This is a genomic window from Stenotrophomonas sp. GSD10 (assembly GCF_056172695.1).
Map to the genome: position 1 here is coordinate 3302512 of NZ_JAOCMC010000002.1, position 17948 is coordinate 3320459.

General features: G+C 65.7%; 10 protein-coding genes and 1 pseudogene. All 11 read right to left on the reverse strand.

The window, feature by feature from the left end:
* Positions 1 to 20: 20 nt before the first annotated feature.
* A complete protein-coding gene (locus N4G47_RS15490; protein WP_475288441.1) occupies positions 21 to 764 on the reverse strand; it encodes a hypothetical protein in 744 nt (247 codons plus the stop codon).
* A gap of 69 nt (positions 765 to 833) precedes the next feature.
* A complete protein-coding gene (locus N4G47_RS15495; RefSeq protein WP_475288443.1) occupies positions 834 to 5363 on the reverse strand; it encodes an ESPR-type extended signal peptide-containing protein in 4530 nt (1509 codons plus the stop codon).
* Between the two features lie 67 nt (positions 5364 to 5430).
* Positions 5431 to 6128 (reverse strand): annotated as a pseudogene (locus N4G47_RS15500) (pilus assembly protein).
* Positions 6129 to 6145: 17 nt separating this feature from the next.
* Positions 6146 to 7279 (reverse strand): CfaE/CblD family pilus tip adhesin, encoded by a 1134-nt coding sequence (locus N4G47_RS15505; protein WP_475288447.1) that lies wholly within the window; start codon positions 7277 to 7279, stop codon positions 6146 to 6148.
* A complete protein-coding gene (locus N4G47_RS15510) occupies positions 7276 to 9996 on the reverse strand; it encodes a TcfC E-set like domain-containing protein (RefSeq protein ID WP_475288451.1) in 2721 nt (906 codons plus the stop codon). Before N4G47_RS15510 ends, N4G47_RS15505 begins: the two co-directional genes overlap by 4 nt.
* A gap of 52 nt (positions 9997 to 10048) precedes the next feature.
* A complete protein-coding gene (locus N4G47_RS15515; protein ID WP_475288454.1) occupies positions 10049 to 10552 on the reverse strand; it encodes a CS1 type fimbrial major subunit in 504 nt (167 codons plus the stop codon).
* A 242-nt stretch (positions 10553 to 10794) separates the two neighbouring features.
* Positions 10795 to 12021 (reverse strand): FRG domain-containing protein, encoded by a 1227-nt coding sequence (locus tag N4G47_RS15520; protein WP_475288456.1) that lies wholly within the window; start codon positions 12019 to 12021, stop codon positions 10795 to 10797.
* Between the two features lie 474 nt (positions 12022 to 12495).
* Entirely contained in the window at positions 12496 to 13773 is a 1278-nt protein-coding gene (locus tag N4G47_RS15525; protein ID WP_475288460.1) for a citrate synthase, read from the reverse strand.
* A gap of 296 nt (positions 13774 to 14069) precedes the next feature.
* Positions 14070 to 14312, reverse strand: coding sequence for a type B 50S ribosomal protein L31 (locus N4G47_RS15530; RefSeq protein WP_005410871.1), 243 nt, complete (start codon positions 14310 to 14312; stop codon positions 14070 to 14072).
* Between the two features lie 88 nt (positions 14313 to 14400).
* Positions 14401 to 15339, reverse strand: a complete 939-nt coding sequence (locus tag N4G47_RS15535) for a nucleoside hydrolase (RefSeq protein WP_475288464.1) — start codon at positions 15337 to 15339, stop codon at positions 14401 to 14403.
* Positions 15340 to 15831: 492 nt separating this feature from the next.
* On the reverse strand, positions 15832 to 17943 hold the full coding sequence (gene recG / locus N4G47_RS15540; RefSeq protein WP_475288467.1) for an ATP-dependent DNA helicase RecG: 2112 nt from the start codon (positions 17941 to 17943) through the stop codon (positions 15832 to 15834).
* Positions 17944 to 17948: the final 5 nt, after the last annotated feature.

Below are 17948 nucleotides of genomic sequence, written 5' to 3' on the forward strand. Positions count from 1 at the left end.
GCCCGGCGCTTCCCGCTGCGTTACCAGAGCAGGTGCGGGTCCAGTGCATCGCCGTGCAGAACACGCGCCATCCATGGCGCCGCTGCGCGATGTGGGTACTCCAGCATCATCCGCGCGTGCATCCTTTGCAGCTCGCCCAGCAGCCAGAGCTGGTCATGCGTGTCACCGAACCCATCGGACCATGGGCTGCGTACGCGTACCCGCTCGCCACCGCTGAGGTCGGGCATCCTGTCCAGCGGCACCTCCAGGATCGCCTGCAGGCCGACGGTGATCGCCCTGTTCTCCGCCTCGGCCCGGCGCAGCAGTTGCAGGTGATGCAGCACCCGGTTGCAGTCATAAGGGAAGCAGCCGTCCGTTGCATCGATGTACTCGGCAACATCTGCGAGCAGGTTGGCCTTCAGCTTCCAGAGCATCTCGCTCTGCAGCACCTGGCGCACACGTATCGCGCGCAGCGTGCCATCGCGCACTGCTTCCGGCGTCGCGAAGGGATCGCCGCCGCTGCCATTGCCATGGCGGACCAGCACGATGCGATGGATCGCCTCGTGCGAGACACTCTCCACACGCACGGCCACCACATCCGGATGCACGCGCGGTGGCGGCAGACCGACCACCCGTGCGTAGTACCAGAGCACCAGCACCACGCCGGCCACGCACGACGCGCTCAACAGCGACCATCGATCCAGATGCCGGGTGTAGTAGCGAAAGCGCGCACGCCACAGGTAGTAGCTACGGTAGCTGATAAAGCGGCTCATGAACCGGTACATTGCCATCTCCTCGGCCAGTGCCCCGGCGCGGCGGGGCTTGTTACGCGCACCACGCCGGGGCGTCATGGCTTACCAGCCGATGCCCACACCCACGCCCACGGTGCGTTCGCCACTGTTGGTGAACGCGCCATTGAGGCTGAAGGTGGCTGAGCCCTTTTCGTTGAGCACGCGCTGGTAACCGACCGCCATGGCCGATTCGCCATCGCTGTAGCCCACGCCCGCACCCAGGCGGTTGTAGGTGTTCAGGCCAGCGGTGTTCATCGCCATCGCACTCTGCGCGCTGCTCATCGCCGCCATGCGGTTGAAGCGCTTGTCCATCTTGTCCAGGCGACGATCCACCTCGCGCGAGATGCCATCGCTGTACTCGTTGGCGAGGGCGAGCATCTTTTCCAGGTCGGCGGTATCAACCTGCGGAGTCGGCTCTTTCGGGGATTCCGGCGTGGCGTTGGGTGCCTTGCCGGTATCAGCCACGGTCGGCGTTTCGGCCGGCGGCGTGGGTGCCTCGGGTGCACCGGCGGCGCTGGCGGCAACGCGCGCCTGCGGCTGGCCGTCGATGCGCTGTTCCAGCCCGTCCATGCGGCCGTTGAGCTGCTGCTGCACGTCGTGCAGCTGGCCGCCGTTGACCGCATCGCGGCTGCCGGCAGCGACCACGCCGTTGGCCACGTTGGAGATGACCATGCCCTGTGCACCGGCCAGGGTGAGCTGGTTCAGGCCGTCGCTGCGGGTGGTGGTGTCCTGGAAGACGGAACGGAGCTGGGTTTCCACCTTGTCCACGCGCGAGCCCTGGGTGGTGACAGCGCCATCAAGCGACTGCAGGGCATCGTTGAGCGTGGACTGCTGCTGGCCCTGGACAGTGAAGCGCGGGCCGATGATGTTGCCGTTGCTGTCGATGTGAGCGCCGCCGCCTAGGGTGGCGAGGGTGGCGTTGAGCTGGGTGACATTTACGGCATCGTTGCTGCCTCTGCCGCGCGCAAGATTGACGATGCGACGCTCGTAGCCCGAACGGCCGATGGAGATCGTGTCTGCGGCATCAGCATATGAGTTGTAGCCGAGCGCAACGCTGTTGGTTGCGTTCGCGTGTACGACTGATCGGGCGCCGAGTGCGATGCCCCCGGCGGTCTGAACATGCGAGCTTGAACCCAACGCAAAGCCCTCAACCCCGGCTGCTGTGACGTACGCCGCCCGCCCCAACGCAACGGAATTAATGCCGAGTGCCTTCGAGAAGCTACCAACCGCAGTGCCACCCTCACCTGTTGGCGAGGATTCCGCAGAATCACCAATAGCCACACCCAGCCAGCCCGCCGAAGCATCAATGCTCAGATCGTCGTAGCCGACCTTCACGAAGCGGCTTCCCTGCTCAAGGCCATCCATGCGCTGGTTGGTGGCATACAGCTGCCGGCCATTCACAACATCCTTGCTCCCTGCGGACAGCTCGCCATCCGCCACACCAGTCAGTGTCGCGCCGCCGAAGTCAATTACGTTCCCTGTCTCAGCCGCAGACAAGCGTGCAAGATCGTTGTTAGTCACCTGAGATCCGCGCAGTGCATCCAGATCGCTGCGATTGCGGGCGATCTCCTGCTTGGCATCGTGCAACTGGCTACCCGTCACAGCATCACGACTGCCGGCCGCGATTCGACCATCTGCCAGATTGGTCAGCACCGCCCCCTGTGCGCCGGACAGCGTTACTTGGTTCAAGCCATCAGCACGGATCGTGGTGTCCTGGAATGTCGAGTGCATCTTGCCTTCCAACGAGCCGATCCGTGCATCGGTCACGACCACCGCACCATCCAGCGCGGTCAGCGCATCGCCGACGGTGTTGTGGTTGCCACCTTGGATCGCATACGTGGGCGCGATTATGTTGCCACCGGCGTCGAGGCTGGCACCGCCGCCAAGGGTTGCCAGAGATTCTCTGAGTTGTGCAACTGTAACTACGTCATTCTCTGCGTGGCCGCGATCTACGTTGACGATTCGACGCTGCCGTCCCTTTGTCCCAACAGAAACCGTATTCATCTCATCAGCGATTGAGGCGTGGCCGAGTGCGACAGATCCATCTGCTCCCGCTTCCACTACAGACCTAGCGCCAAGTGCGACGCCACCACTCGCCTGGACATGCGAACTTGCACCCAGCGCAAAGCCCTCTGTGGCGCCTTCAACCACCCAAGAAGCGCGCCCCAACGCCACCGAGTTAATACCAAGCGCCTTCGAGAAGCTCCCCACAGCGGTGCCACCTTCACCAGTCGGTGACGACTCTGCGGAATCACCGATGGCGACACCCAACCACCCAGCCGACGCATCCTCGCTGAACTCGTCGTAGCCAACCTGCAGGAAGCGACTGCCCTGCTCCATCTGCTCGATCCGGGCATTGGTGGCAAACAACTGCCCACCGTTCACTGCGTCCGTACTGGCAGCCGAGCTGATATCTCCCGGACCAACACCCTTCACCACTGCACCCTCGAGGTCCACGAGGGTCCGGTCAGCATTGAACTTCACCACGCCTTCCAGATCCGGTTCGAAGCCATCGAAGTCGGCGCGCAGGCGGTCCAGATCCACGCGATGGTCAGCCAGACGATCTGCGTGATCCACCAGTTGCAGATCCTGGGCATCGTTTCGCACCTCGACCGTGCTCAAGCGCACGTTGGTGGCAAACAGCTGCTGACCCGTTACCGCGTCGGTGCTCGATGCGCCCAGGATGCCGTTGGCGATGTTCTGGATGCGGCGGCGCGCGCCGTTCTTGTTGGACACGTCCAGTACAGTGCCGGTGTTCTCGGCGCCCAGGCGAACCTGCCCGCTGGCTGAAACCTGCCCGACCAGACCGGCCACGGTGGTCACCTGACCGAGGGCATTGTCTGCGGTCGTCTTCGCGGCGGTTGCGGTGGTCTGCGCGGTGGTCACCGCCGTGTTGGTGGCATGCAGCTGCTGACCAGTCACGGCATCGGTGCTGGATGCACTGAGCGTGGCGTTGGCCACATTGCTGATACGACGTGCGGCGCCATTCTTGTTGGCTACATCGAGCACGGTGCCAGTATTCTGCGCACCCAGGCGCACATTGCCCGTGGCGGACACCTGACCGACCAGACCGGCCACGGTGGTCACCTGTCCGAGGGCAGTGTCTGCGGTCGTCTTCGCGGCGGTTGCGGTGGTCTGCGCGGTGGTCACCGCCGAGTTGGTGGCATGCAGCTGCTGACCAGTCACGGCATCGGTGCTGGATGCACCGAGCGTGGCATTGGCCACGTTGCTGATACGACGTGCGGCGCCATTTTTGTTGGATACATCCAGCACGGTGCCGGTGTTCTGCGCACCCAGGCGCACATTGCCGGTGGCGGAGACCTGCCCGACCAGACCGGCCACCGTGGTCACCTGCCCCAGTGCGTTATCCGCTGCGGTCTTTGCCGCGGTGGCGGTGGTCTGCGCCGTGGTCACTGCGGTGTTGGTGGCATGCAGTTGCTTGCCCGTTACCGCTTCAGTGCTGGTGGTGCTGAGGGTGGCATCGGCCACGCCGGTCAGCTTGCGGTTGGCATTGGACCTGTTGCGGATGTCCAGTTGCGTGCCAGTGTTGTCACCGCCCACGCGTACGGCGCTGCTGGCCGAGGTCTGGGTGACCAGTCGCGTGTTGACCAGTGCCTGTTCGGCAGCGGTCTTCGCGGCATTGGCCGTATTGGTCGCGGTGGTGACGTTCTGGTTGGTGGCATGGAGCTGCTTGCCGGTTACTGCATCAGTACTGGTGGTGGACAGACGGGCGTCTGCCACGTTGACGACTCTGCGCTTCGTGCTGCTGTTACCCACAGATACCGAATTTGATTCGGTCGCCTCCGAGTTCAGTCCCAACGCGACGCTTCCGATCGCCAATGCTTTGGCATGATGACCCACGGCGACGCCGTTGTACTCAGCGCGAGCGTTTCCGCCCAAGGCGACCGCCCCTGAGTACCCGGCAGTTCCCGCGAATGCATCGCCACCGATGGCGACACGAGAGACACCGGCGGTGCTGTTCACGGTTCCTGCGCCACTGCCCACCGCAATCGAGTTCTGGGAGTAGGCACGCGCATTGTTGCCCAGCGCCGTGGCGCCAATGCCTTCGGCGCGGGCAGTTGCCCCCAGCGCAGTGCCGTAGCCCCCACCTAGAACTTCAGCACCATATCCCACGGCCGTGCTGTGGCTGCCATGTGTATTTGCGAAGTTCCCCACCGTTACAGAGTACGCACCGTTGGCCCTGCTTTTGATGCCAGCGGCGAAGCTGCCGTAGCCGTGCGCGCCGGCCTCCCCACCTAGCGCCATGGTTTCCGCTGCCGTCACCAGGCTCCAGTTACTCGCACTGGTATTGCCGTAGACATCGCCGCGGATGACACCCAGTGTGCGCGCTTCGAAGGTATCTGCAGTGGAGCGCGTGAACGGGTTGATGAGTTCCCATAGGGGCGCGCTCCAGATTTCATCCTGCACGTCAGCATCGTTGGCAGATGCGGCGAGCGGCAGCGCTGCTGATATCAACGCCACGGCCAATGCGCTGCGTGACGTAGCCATTGCTCCGCGAGCACGTGCAAGTTCACTTGCAACGACCCAGCACTGCCGCGCAGTGCACCAGATACGACGATAGATTCTGTTCATGGTTTTTCCTTAACAAACAAGGGAAAAGAAGCCCGTCGCAGCGCACTGCCGAGACGGGTCGAGCGCTTCAGAGCGCGAGGGCCTGCACGTGTTCGCGATAGCCATCGCGGGTCAACCGATAGCGCAGCTGCAGGCGATGGCCGGGCTTCGGGGTAAAGGGCAATTGCAGGGATGCACCGGGGTACAGGCTGCGTGAGACGTCATGAGCGGTGCAGGCGCCGGCCGCATCGCAGTCGGCCACGCTGGTCAGGCCCACGCGCAGGGTTCCGGCATTGACCAGGCTGTCGCCCTGCACGCGCACGTCTACATGCCCGTTGGCCGGCACCACGTTCACCAGCGCCCCCAGATCAAGCTCATGCCCACGGCAGCGCGGGTAGCCGGATTGTCCGGCTCGGCGTCATCGGGACCGCGCACACCTTCGAAGTACACGCGGTAGGCGGTTTCCTTCTCCACCGGCTGCAACGGAATGACCCGGATCAGGCGATTGCCGCCCCCGGCCAGGGCGAACTTGCCCGGGGTGATGGCAATGGCAGCGTCGGCCGGCTCGATCTCGATTTCCTGCTCGTCGGGGGCGGCCGGATCGTCAATGCGGCGAATCGAGGTTTGCACGTACTGCGCCGTGGTGGATTGCGAGTACACGCGGATCTGCGCCCCCTTCCGGGCCTCGACCGAGGTGCGCATCGGATGCACGGTGAGGTTGGCGTGGGCGGGCGCGACGGCAAGCAACAGCGCGCAGGCGAACAGGCAGGACAAGACGGGATGCATAGTGGGTTCCATCGACTTCACGGGCGGGAGGTAGGCAGGCGCAGTTCGACCTTCAGATCACCCTGGTAGGCACCAGAGCGTTTCTCGTCGATGGGTACGCGTGGGGTATCGAGGGTGAGCGGCGTGGGCACGCAGAACACCGGCTGCGACATTCCGGGCAACATCACCAGGCGCAGGCGCGCCGTATCGATGTTGCGCAGTTGTTCTTCCACCCCGTTGCGCATGGGAATACGCGCGCCGTTGTGGTCGAGGGTGACGGTGTAGTCCATGCGTTGGCTGTCACCGCCGGCGCCGGCGGTGTGCCACACCGAATAGCCAGTGGGACCGGGAGGGCGCGTGCCGCTGTCGCGCACGGTGACCCCCAGGTACTCACTCTGCGAACCGAGGCCGTCGTACAGGCACATGTCCAGGTGCGCGCGGCCACCGACCGTTCGGGCAATGGGGTCGTAGCTGAGATTGAGGCCTACAGTGGGGGCGGCTTCCTGGAATTCAGGCAGGTAGATGGAGACCGCGTCGTAGTCGGTGATCGTGAGTTCGAAACGGTAGGTATACGTGGCGAGGTTGCGGGTGTCGGGGGTGTTCGCGCGGAGTTCGAGCGTTGCGGTCCAGATGCCGGCGACAAGTTTCCCTATTTCCGGCATCTCAAGTGCAAGCTGAGCACCGATTCCCGCGGCGTTTGCGCCGGGGCAGCCAGTCACGTGGGTCGACCACGGCGCCATGATTCCCAGTTGCCAGAAGTCCCCCATGCAGGCACGATTATTAAGTGCTCTCTCCAGGCCTCCGCGAACATTCAGGTCCGTCCGCATCTGGCTGCGCTGTTCGACAAAAGTGAGAGCGATGTTTCTAAGTCCCAGATCAGGATCTCTAATCCCCTCCACCGGGCACCGCCCCCTCTCCGCGCTGCTATCCGAAACACACGTCAGATGCAGTTCGCCGTAGCGCTTGCCCAGATCCACATGGTCGTACGCCAACAGCGTGCGCGGTGGCATCAACACGATGTCCCCCGGCATCGCAGACCGATCCCAACTCATCACGATGTCGCGATGCTCATCGGTCGGATGCGTTTCCGGTGGCCGCTGTGCCATCGCCTGCGGCACCACCAGCACCAGCGCACTGAACAGCACCAGCCACCACCACAGCCGCCGGCTCATCGCGCACCTCCCGCGGCAGCCTGCTGACTGCTGGCAATCAGCGCCTTTTCCTGCAGCAGACGCGTCACCCGCGCCTGCTGGCGGATGTCCGCCGGCAGCTGCGCCACGTTCAGCGGCTCGCACTGCACGGCACCCACCAGCAGCACCACCTGACGGCGTTCGCGCACCTGCAGCGGGCATTGCAGCAGGCGGTCGTCCTGCAGCAGGTACAGCACCGCTTCGCGGCGCGGGAAGTCGGCCACGAAGCCGCCGTTGCTGCCGGTGCCCGGCACCGGTGCGTTGAGGATGCGGGCACCGCGCAGCGGCGTGCCGGCCAGGTCGTGCGCATTGCCGATGAAGGTGTAGGTCACTTCAATCGGTACCGGCATGCGCAGCAGCTTGCCGGGCGACAGGAACAGTGGGCGCGCGCCGCCCACGCCGGTCACGCGGATGGAGGCGATGCTGTCCAGCGCGCTGGCATCCTGTACTTCGGCACGATGCGACTGGTACGCCGACACCGGCAGCAGGCGGCGATCACCCAGCTTCAGGCGCTGGCGGCGCAGGCCGCCCACCTGCAATTCGGCGGCCACGCCGGTCAGTTCCAGGTCGTCGGTGCCATCCACCTGCACGGCCAGGCCTGCATCGGCGCCCAGGCCACCGCCCCAGTACAGGCCGCGCGAACCGAGCGCCACGCCGGAACTGTGGGTGGCGCTGTAGGCCAGCTCATCGCGCCCGCGCTGCTGGTAGTGCGACACAGTGGCGCCGGTGTGGCCGATGCGGTTCTGCAGCTGCCCGCTGAGCGTGGCGCTGTAGCGGTCGCTGTTGTTGCCGCGCAGTTCGGCGGACAGTTCGCGGAACTGGTCGTCGTGATCCTGGCGCAGGCTCTGCGCCACGCTGTAGGTCACATCCGGGCGCTGGTGCTGCGGCTGGCGCAGGTCCAGCCCGTAGCGGCGCTGCGCGGTGCCGCGCTCGCCCTGCTGCAGGCGGGTGAGGGCAAGGGTGAGGAACACGCCACGGTCGCGGCTGCTGCGCAGGCTGCCGTCGTTGTGCTGCCGCCACACGCCCACGCGCGTGGAGGCGCTGAAGTCGCCCCAGCGTTCACTGCGGTTGTAGCTGGCCTGCCAGGTACGGCTGAGCTGCGGTTCGCGGCTGGGACGCGGCGCCCACGGCGGCAGCAACGGGTCCAGGCCGTACAGCGGATCGTCGATATCGCCGGGTATGCCCACGCCCTGCCGCCAGGTCTGGCGCCGGGTATAGGCCAGGTAGGCATGGCCACCGGCCACCGGCAGCGCCACCGAGGCGCTGAGCGAATCGGCGCAGCCGAGCTGGTCGCGGGCATCGTCGCGGAACTCGCAGGCCTTGCCGCGCATGCGCTGCTGGTACAGGTTCCAGGACGCATGGCGGCGGTAGGACAGCTGGTGCTGCTGCCCGCGGCTGCCATCACTGCCCTGCATGCCGCTGAAGCTGGCGCGGATCTCCTGCGTGGCGAACACCCGGCGCAGGTCCACGCGCAGTTCGCCATAGCTGAAGCCCGCCAGGTCGGCCACGCCAGCGGTGACGGTGGCGCTGCGGCCCAGCGGCACGCGTACACCGGCCATGGCGGCCATCTCGCCATCGAACTGGTCGCTGCGGCGCTCGCTGCGGCGGCCGCCCTGCATGAACCACTGCACGCTGCTGTCGGCCCAGTCGCCGCCCTTGTCGAAGGGCGCTTCTTCGCTGCGTACCAGCACGCCGTCTTCGTAGACGCGCAGGGTGACGGTGTAGTTGCCGAACGGGAACCGGCGCGTATCGATCTGGTTGATGCCGGCCTGCAGGTAGTAGGTCTGCAGCAGGCGCTGGCCATCGAAGGCATCCACGCGTGCATCGCGCGCCAGCAGCACGGTCAGTGGCGTGGCCTGCACGGCCGCTTCACTGTCCACGTAGGCCTGGGTGGTGCCGATGCGCAGGCCCTGGAAGCGGTCCAGCGGCAGCATGCTGAAACTGAAGGTGCCGCCCTGCGGGCTGGACAGGTTGCGGCGGTCCATGCGCCCGGCCTGCAGGTAATGCTCCGGACCGATGTCGTGCCGGTAGTAGGCGTTGTCGAGCTGGAACTCGTGCCGCGTGCGCTGGTTGCGGTAGCGCTGGTGGCTGAAGGTCCAGTTGGCCGAGACATGGCCACGTTCGAACACCCCAAGTACGCCCGCACCCTGCGCGGCCAACGCCTGGTAATCGCGGCCGCCACTGAGGTTGACCGTCTGCTGGTGCAGGAAGGCGTTCTCGGCGTTGGTGCTGACCTGGTGGTGGCGCTGCGCGGCCGGCTCGCCGGGAATCCATTGGCGGGCGACGAACAGGCGCACCGCGCCCTCGCCCTCGTCATACAGTGCGCGCACGGCGGTGGGGTCCTCCGGGGGATCGAGATAGCCGCAGCCGGCGGCGGCACCGCCGTAGCGGCAGGCCAGGTGGCTGTTGCGCGGCAGCGGCTGCGACAGCGCCGGCAGCAGCGCCGCCTGTGCCTCGGCCGGCAGTTGCAGCGCCTGCAGCGCCTCGGCGGGCGCTTCCAGCTGCACGTGGTCGAGGGTGACGCGCACGGGCATCAGCCCGGTCGAACGGCCGAACAGGCGCACGTCCAGCTGCTCGGTCTGGCCTTCAACCAGATCCTCGAAGCCGGCGGGAACACCGCGCGCTGCGACCAGGGGTGTGGCCAGCGACAGGGCGAGCGCGAGCGCCAGCCGGGTAACGGCGGGGGCGGTAGCATTCATGGGGGCAACCAGAAGCGGCCGGCCCAGCAAGCGGGCCGGCGCGGGGCGGAACTTACGGGCTGGCGGTCTTCTGCTTCATGGCGATGCTGACCATGCCCTGGAAGCTGTCAGCCACGGTGATTGCGCCTGGGGTCTTCTGCGCGATCTCCAGCGGCATGGCGACCGAAGCGCCCGGCAGCGCGCCGTCGAACAGGTCAGCAGCGAGGTAGTCGGTGGCAGCCAAGCCCAGCTCGCGGGTGTTCAGGCTGACCTTCAGCGGCACCGACGGCGTACCCGGCGCATTGCCGATCAGCACCGGTTCGTTGATCAGGCGGACTTCGATGTCCTTGTCGATGTCGTTGGAATAGATGCGCACCTGCCGCGACCATGCATCAAGACCAGCTCCCGGCTTGTGGACCATCTTGATCGCATCCGGCAGCGGGCTGCCATCGGCCTGCAGCAGGGCCAGGGTCGGGTCGACATCGGCCAAGACGGTGATGTGGGTTTCGGCGGCATTCGCCGACAGCGAAGCGGTGACCAGCGCTGCAGCCAGCGCGGCCTTCTTGAAGATCTGCATGGGTGTCTCTCTCGGACAGGGGGAACAGGAAGGCTCCCTCCGCAATCCAGTGGGAGGAAGCGCCACCCGCGGGAATGAATGCGGGCGACGGAGAGAATGTTAGGAAGGCAATGGCATGCAGACCATTCAAGCATTCCTAAAATGTCGAATGTTAAGGAGGATCCTTGAGGCCGTTCAATGTTTCGCGATTATGCAATTTTCCTCATCCAGCGATTGCAACTTTCCTCATTGAGCAGGAAAGGTCAGTCCTGGCCTCTCGCACGAGGAACTCGCATCAGGCGGCAGCCACGTACGTCAGCGGATAGGTACTTCCCTGCGGTGCAGGATTCAACGACCTGAGCAGGGAAAGCGCCTGATCTTCCTGCTCGTCCGGGAACAGGTAGGACGCAGGGAACGGGTTGTCCAGGCGGAAGTCGGGATGCAGCCGCAGCTTGAGCCCGACGTAGCGTGCGCAGTAGTTCCTGGCGAGGTTGCCCGCCCCCCAGCAGTCCGCACGACTGTCGATGCGGGCGGAGCGCGGTCTTGTCCGAAAGCATCGATGACAGGTCCAGGAAGGGATGCTCTCCTTCGACCAGGGGAAACACGAAAATCGTTGGCCAGGTGTGGGAACCGTCGCCATCCCAGCGCTTGGCGGTGTAGGTCAGCCTGCCATCATCACCGGCGGTACAGTCGTGGGTAGCAAACCAGGCAGCGATCCGCACATCGCGCGTGATGTCCAGGTAGGACGTCGGAGCGCCGTACTGCTGCAGCATCAGTCCGCGCTGGTAGGAGGTCAGACCCTCGGCGGCGTTGGCATGGCGCTGCTGCTTGTTGAATGCCGACCTCAGCTGCTCGTCATCCGGCAGCAGGGCCTTGGAGGCCTCCACCCATGCCGATATGCCACGGAGCAGGCTCTCGTAGCTCGCGAAGGACTCCAGATGAGAGTCAAAGCGCCGGAACAGTGACGGCACCAGGCTCGATTCACGGATGTTCGAGAAAGGCACCAGCCCGCGTCGGAACAGAGCGGTCCTGTCAGGCACACGGTAATCCTGCCCTTGTCCCCGGAACCACAGTTGTACGCCGTTGATGGCCCTTGCACCCTCCTGCAGAGCGTGCACGACCTCGGTCAGCTGCGCCGGGCTTCGTACAACGAGCTCTGCCACCTCGCTGCGCTTGATCGCATCAGGCTCTGCCGGAACGAGATTGCCGAACAGCAGCCGGCCGGCCAATGCACCACCAGAAAGCAGATTGTCGGCACGGTTTTCCCATAGCGCTGCCCGTATTTCGGGAGGCATGGTGGCCAAACGCGAACTCCAGAAATCAATCGCGAGACAGTGATTGCGGTAGCGGTTGTTCTCGCGCAGGAAAACGAACCCATACAGCGGATCCAGCAGATGCAATGCGACTCGACCGCCCGCCCAACGATGCAGCATGGCCGCGTCGGACTCCGGTGCCGCCACGGCCACCATCGGCAGGGAAACCAGCGACATGCCGGCCTCCTTCAATGGCAGGACCGGGCCACCAAGCTTCTCCAGCTCGCGATCGATCCTGGCGGGGGAATCGGGTGCACGGGTTCCAGGCCCAGTGCAGATCGCTCATAGGGATTGGATAGACCAAGGTTGGCGATGTCATCCACAAGCTCTGAGAAGTAATGCGCCCGGCGCGCCTGCTCTGGATGGAGCCCCTTGAAGCGAGGAGACACCGCAGCTTCCGAAGCACGCTGCCGTGCGCGTATGAAGCTCCGCTCCAGAACGTCAATGGTCGCATCATTCATCTGTTGGCACGCCTGTCTGCATTCTGGTGATTGCGGCGCAGCTGCAACGACAACGACGTCTGACAGCCGCCATGATGGGCTGCGTAGTGTGGCACGCGAGATCCGGCGCGATGCACGTGACGCAGGGTTCACAGCACAAAAAAACGCCCCGCAACTGCGGGGCGTTTTCAGCACAACCTACGCGGGCCGATCAGCCCTGGTAGTCGCGCACGTCGCTGCCGGTGTAGACCTGGCGCGGACGGCCAATCTTCATTTCCGGGTCGACCTGCTGTTCCAGCCAATGCGACACCCAGCCGGAGGTACGGCCCAGGGCGAACATGACGGTGAACATCTCGGTCGGGATCTGCAGCGCCTTGTAGATGATGCCGCTGTAGAAATCGACGTTCGGGTACAGCTTGCGGGCAACAAAGTACTCGTCCTGCAGCGCGGCCTGTTCCAGCTTCACGGCCACGTCCAGCAGCGGATCCTGCACGCCCAGCTGCTTGAGCACCTTGCTGGTCATCTCGCCGATGACCTTGGCGCGCGGGTCGAAGTTCTTGTAGACGCGGTGACCGAAGCCCATCAGGCGGAAGCCGGAGGTCTTGTCCTTGGCCTTGACCACGGCGGACTCGACGTTGTCGGCAGTGCCGATCTCTTCCAGCATCTTCAGCACGGCTTCGTTGGCACCGCCGTGGGCCGGACCCCACAGCGCGGTGACGCCAGCGGCAACCGACGCGTACGGGTTGGCACCGGTCGAGCCGACCAGGCGCACGGTCGAGGTCGAGGCGTTCTGCTCGTGGTCGGCGTGCAGGATGAACAGCAGGTCCAGCGCCTTGACCACGTCCGGGTTCAGATCGTACTGGCCGTCAGCCGACTCGAAGGTCTGCTTCAGGAAGCGGCTGACGTAGTCCAGCGAGGTGTCCGGCTTGTTGGCCGGCAGGCCCTTGCCGTGGCGGTAGATCAGCGCCGACAGGGTCGGCACCTTGGCGATCAGGCGCACGGCGGCCTGGCGGCGCTGTTCGGCGTCGGACAGGTCCAGCGAGTCGTGGTAGATGGCCGACAGCTGCGCGATGGCGGCTGCGAGGATGGCCATCGGGTGGGCATCCTTGGCGAAGCTGGCGATCAGGGCGTTGACCGAATCGTCGACGTTGGCTTCGGCGGTCAGCTCATCGGTGAAGGCCTTCAGCTGCTCGGCGCTCGGGCGCTCGCCGTTGATCAGCAGGTAGGCCACTTCGACGTAGCTCGACTTTTCCGACAGCTGCTCGATCGGGTAGCCGCGGTACAGCAGCACGCCCTTGTCGCCGTCGATGTAGGTGATGGCGGACTTGCAGCTGGCCGTCGCGGTGAAGCCGGAATCGTAGGTGAAATACCCCGTTTCCTTGGTCAGCTTCGCGATGTCGACGCAGTCGTTGCCAAGGGTGGGTTTGATGACGGGCAGAACGACCGACTTATCGCCGGCGTTGAGCGTGACCTGATCAAGATCGGACACTGTGTGCGCTCCTTCATGGGAAGGCGCCTGCCCAAGCGCATTGGTCAGGCACGTGAATGACGTCCACGACCTGTGTCGTGGATCACGCCATTATCGCACAGCAGCATTTGCCCGGCGCTAGACAGAAGTCGTAGACGACAGGCGGCCAGAACCCGGCCGTCGAGCGGCCCGGATCGGCAAAAGCGCTGTCACACGGACGCAGTGTTCCGTCCATCCAAACGCCCGTTGGGCAGGCGTTGGGGAAAAACAAACGGCCGCGCAGAGCGCGGCCGTCGGTTCCAAGCGGGATCGACAGATCAGCGCGCGTAGCGCTTCTGGAACTTGTCGATACGGCCCGAGGTGTCGATGACCTTGTGCTTGCCCGTGTAGAACGGGTGCGAAGCCGAGGAAATTTCAACCTTGACCAGCGGGTATTCGTTGCCGTCTTCCCACTGGATGGTTTCCTTCGTCGCCATGGTCGAGCGGGTCAGGATCTTGAAATCGGAGGTGACGTCATGGAAGACGACGTCGCGGTAGTTCGGATGGATATCGGCCTTCATGGGCTCACACCGTAAATGGGCTGGTGGTCAAGAGCGGCATTATAAGCACCGGTTGCCGCCTGGGGCAACCGGTGCCGGCAGATCGACGTCAGTCGGCGCCCAGGGCCTGGCGCACCAGGGCCTCGAAACGCCCCTGGTCGTAGGCCATCAGCAGATCGCAGTTGTCCGGCTGGCCGGTCTGGCGGTTCCAGTCGACGATGGTGGCGCCGCGGCTGAACGTACCGTTCAGTTCCACGTTCAGCGGCCGCGATTCAACCTGCAGCTGCCCTTCCGGGTTCAGCGCCCAAGCCATGGCCACGGCATCGGCGGTGTACCAGCGGCCGCCCTTGGCGTCTTCCGACAGCGCGCGGGTCTTGCGCGAGATCAGCTCGTAGAAGCGGGCGCGATCGGAATCGGCCTGCAGCCACTGCTCGGCCTGCTCCAGCGGCAGGCCGTGGGCGACGGTGGCCTCCCAGTCCGACACCAGCAGGTGCTTGAACGAGGTGAACACCACGTGCGCCGCTTCCGGGTCGAAGGCGATGTTGAATTCGGCCGCCGGGGTGATGTTGCCGTGGCAGGTGACCGCCCCGCCCATCACCACGATGCGCTTGATGCGCTGGGGCAGGGTCGGGTCCAGCTTCAGCGCCAGCGCCAGGTTGGTCAGCGGGCCGAGCATCACCAGCATCAGTTCGCCGGCGTGTTCGTGCGACAGGCGCAGGATGGCCAGCGCGGCATGCTCGGCCTCGGCCTGGCGGCTGGGCGGCGGCAGGTCCACGTCACCATAGCCATCACGGCCATGCACGTGGGCGGCGTCGACGGAGGGATGCAACAGCGGATCCGGGCTGCCGGCGAACACCGGCACGTCGGTGCGGCCGACGATGTCGCAGAGCTTGAGGGCGTTGCGGACGGTGTATTCAAGGCCGACATTGCCGGCGGCGATGGTCAGGGCGACCACGTCATGCCGTTCATCGGCAAAGGCCATCAGCAGGGCCAGGGCGTCGTCCACACCGGGGTCGGTGTCGATCAACAGGGGGATCTTGTGGGTCATCGTTGCCGTCTTCAGATCGGCAACGAAGTGTGGACCGGGATGATGACCGTTGCAAGTACGGGGGTTCTGGCAGGGCGGCGCCCTGCACCCGCCGAATCAACGGCACACGCCAGAGCAACGGCAGAAGCTGGTTTCCAGGGGGATGGCGGGGTGGATCCGGTTGCGGGGGACGCCGCAAGTACGTCCCTGTAGGCTTGGCCGCGGCATCCATGCTGCGGACACCCCCGCAACCGGACCCACCCCGCCTTCGAAGGTTTCCGCGGCTGTTGGCGGGTGTCGACCTTGGTCGACACATCCAGGCAATGCGTGGATGAACATGGAAATGATCGAAAAGACTTTCTGTAGCGTCGAGCCATGCTCGACTCCCGCGCGCAGCGCGAACGGCAGCCGAGCGCAGGCTCGGCTCTACAGTAGATCCATGCAATGCGTGGATGAGCATGCCGGGAATGGGGTCAGAGCCCTTTGCTGCGCATAGGAATCCGACCCCGAGCCTTACGCCGAGGCGTAACGCACGGCGGTGCCGATCCAGCGCTGCACCACGCGGTCGGCCAGCGCCGGTTGCTGGGCCAGCAGCCGTTCGGCCAGGTCGTGCACGCCGGGCAGCAGGCCGGCGTCGCGGGCCAGGTCGGCAATGCGGAAGCCGGCCAGGCCGGTCTGCCGCGTACCCAGCAGTTCGCCGGGGCCGCGCAGTTCCAGATCCTTTTCGGCGATGACGAAGCCATCGTTGGTTTCGCGCATGGTCTGCAACCGCTCGCGCGCCATCTGCGAAAGCGGCGCCTGGTACAGCAGCACGCAGCGCGACACCGCCGAACCACGGCCCACGCGGCCGCGCAGCTGGTGCAGCTGGGCCAAGCCGAGGCGCTCGGCGTTCTCGATCACCATCAGCGAGGCATTCGGTACGTCCACGCCCACTTCAATGACCGTGGTCGCGACCAGCAGGTCGATCTCGCCGGCCTTGAACGCCACCATCGTCGCCAGCTTCTCCGCAGCCTTCAGGCGGCCATGCACCAGGCCCACACGCACGCCCGGCAGCAGCGCCTGCAGCGATTCGTAGGTGGCCTGCGCCGGCGTGGCATCCAGTTCTTCGCTTTCCTCGATGAGCGTGCACACCCAGTACACCTGCCGGCCTTCCTGGCAGGCCAAGGCGATGCGCTCGATCAGCTCCGGGCGGCGGTCGTTGTTCAGCGCCACGGTCTGCACCGGGGTACGCCCCGGCGGCAGTTCGTCGATGGCCGAGACATCCAGGTCTGCGTACTCGGACATCGCCAGCGTGCGCGGAATCGGCGTGGCGGTCATCACCAGCTGGTGCGGCACGCTGTTGCCACCTGCGCCCTTGTCGCGCAGGGCCAACCGCTGATGCACGCCGAAGCGGTGCTGCTCGTCGACGATGGCCAGGGCCAGGTCCTGGAACACCACCGCCTCCTGCATCAGCGCGTGGGTGCCGACCACCACCTGCGCTTCGCCGCTGGCAACCTGTTCCATCACCTTGGCGCGCGCCTTGCCGGTGACCTTGCCGGCCAGCCACGCGATGCGCACGCCCAACGGTTCCAGCCAGCCGCGCAGGTTGTTGAGATGTTGTTCGGCCAGCAGCTCGGTGGGCGCGGCCAACGCGACCTGCTTGCCCTGTTCCACCGCCAGCATGGCAGCCAGCGCGGCGACCACGGTCTTGCCCGAACCGACGTCGCCCTGCACCAGCCGCAGCATCGGGCTGGGGCGGGCGAGGTCTTCGCGGATCTGCTTGAACACGCGCGTCTGTGCGCCGGTCAGCGCGAACGGCAGCTGCTTCAGCAGCGCCTTGGCCAGCTTGCCCGGACCGGCCAACGGCGGTGCATGGTGCGCCTGCAACGCGATGCGCTGGCGACGCAGGCTGAGGTGGTGGGCCAGCAGTTCTTCCATCGCCAGGCGGCGCTGCGCGGGGTGCGTGCCGCCGGCCAGCGCGGCCAGATCGGCATCCGGTGGCGGCCGGTGCACGGTCAGCAGCGCGCTGCGCAGCGACGGCAGGCCGAGGCCATCAAGCCAGCCGCTGGGCAGCAGTTCCAGCGTGCTTTCCTCGGGCAGCCGGTCCAGCGCCTGGCCGATCAGTTTGCGCATGGTCATCGGGCCGACGCCTTCGACGGTGGGATACACCGGGTCGAGGCGATCGCCGAGTTCGGGATCGTCGTTGCGGCCCAGCACCTGGTAGCTGGGGTGGACGATTTCCAGGCCCAGATGGCCCGGCTTGGGCGTGCCGAAGCAGCGCAGCCGGTTGCCGACCGCGAACTGGCCGACCTGCTGCTGGCGGAAGTGGAAGAAGCGCAGCACCAGCGTGCCCTGCCCTTCATCTTCCACCGCCACCTTCAGCATCGGCCGGTAGCGCATGCCGCGCTCGACCGCGACCACCCGTACTTCCACCTGCGCCGGAACGCCGTTGCGCAGGTCCTCGATGCGGGTCAGCCGGGTGCGGTCTTCATAGCGCAGCGGCAGGTGCAGCCAGAGATCCTGCAGGGTGGCCAGGCCACGCGCCTGCAGTTTGGCGGCCACGGCCGGGCCCACGCCAGCGAGCATCGCCAGGGATGCTTCGCCGGACGGTGACAGGACCGGGGTGACCGCCGCCTTGCGTGCCACGTGGC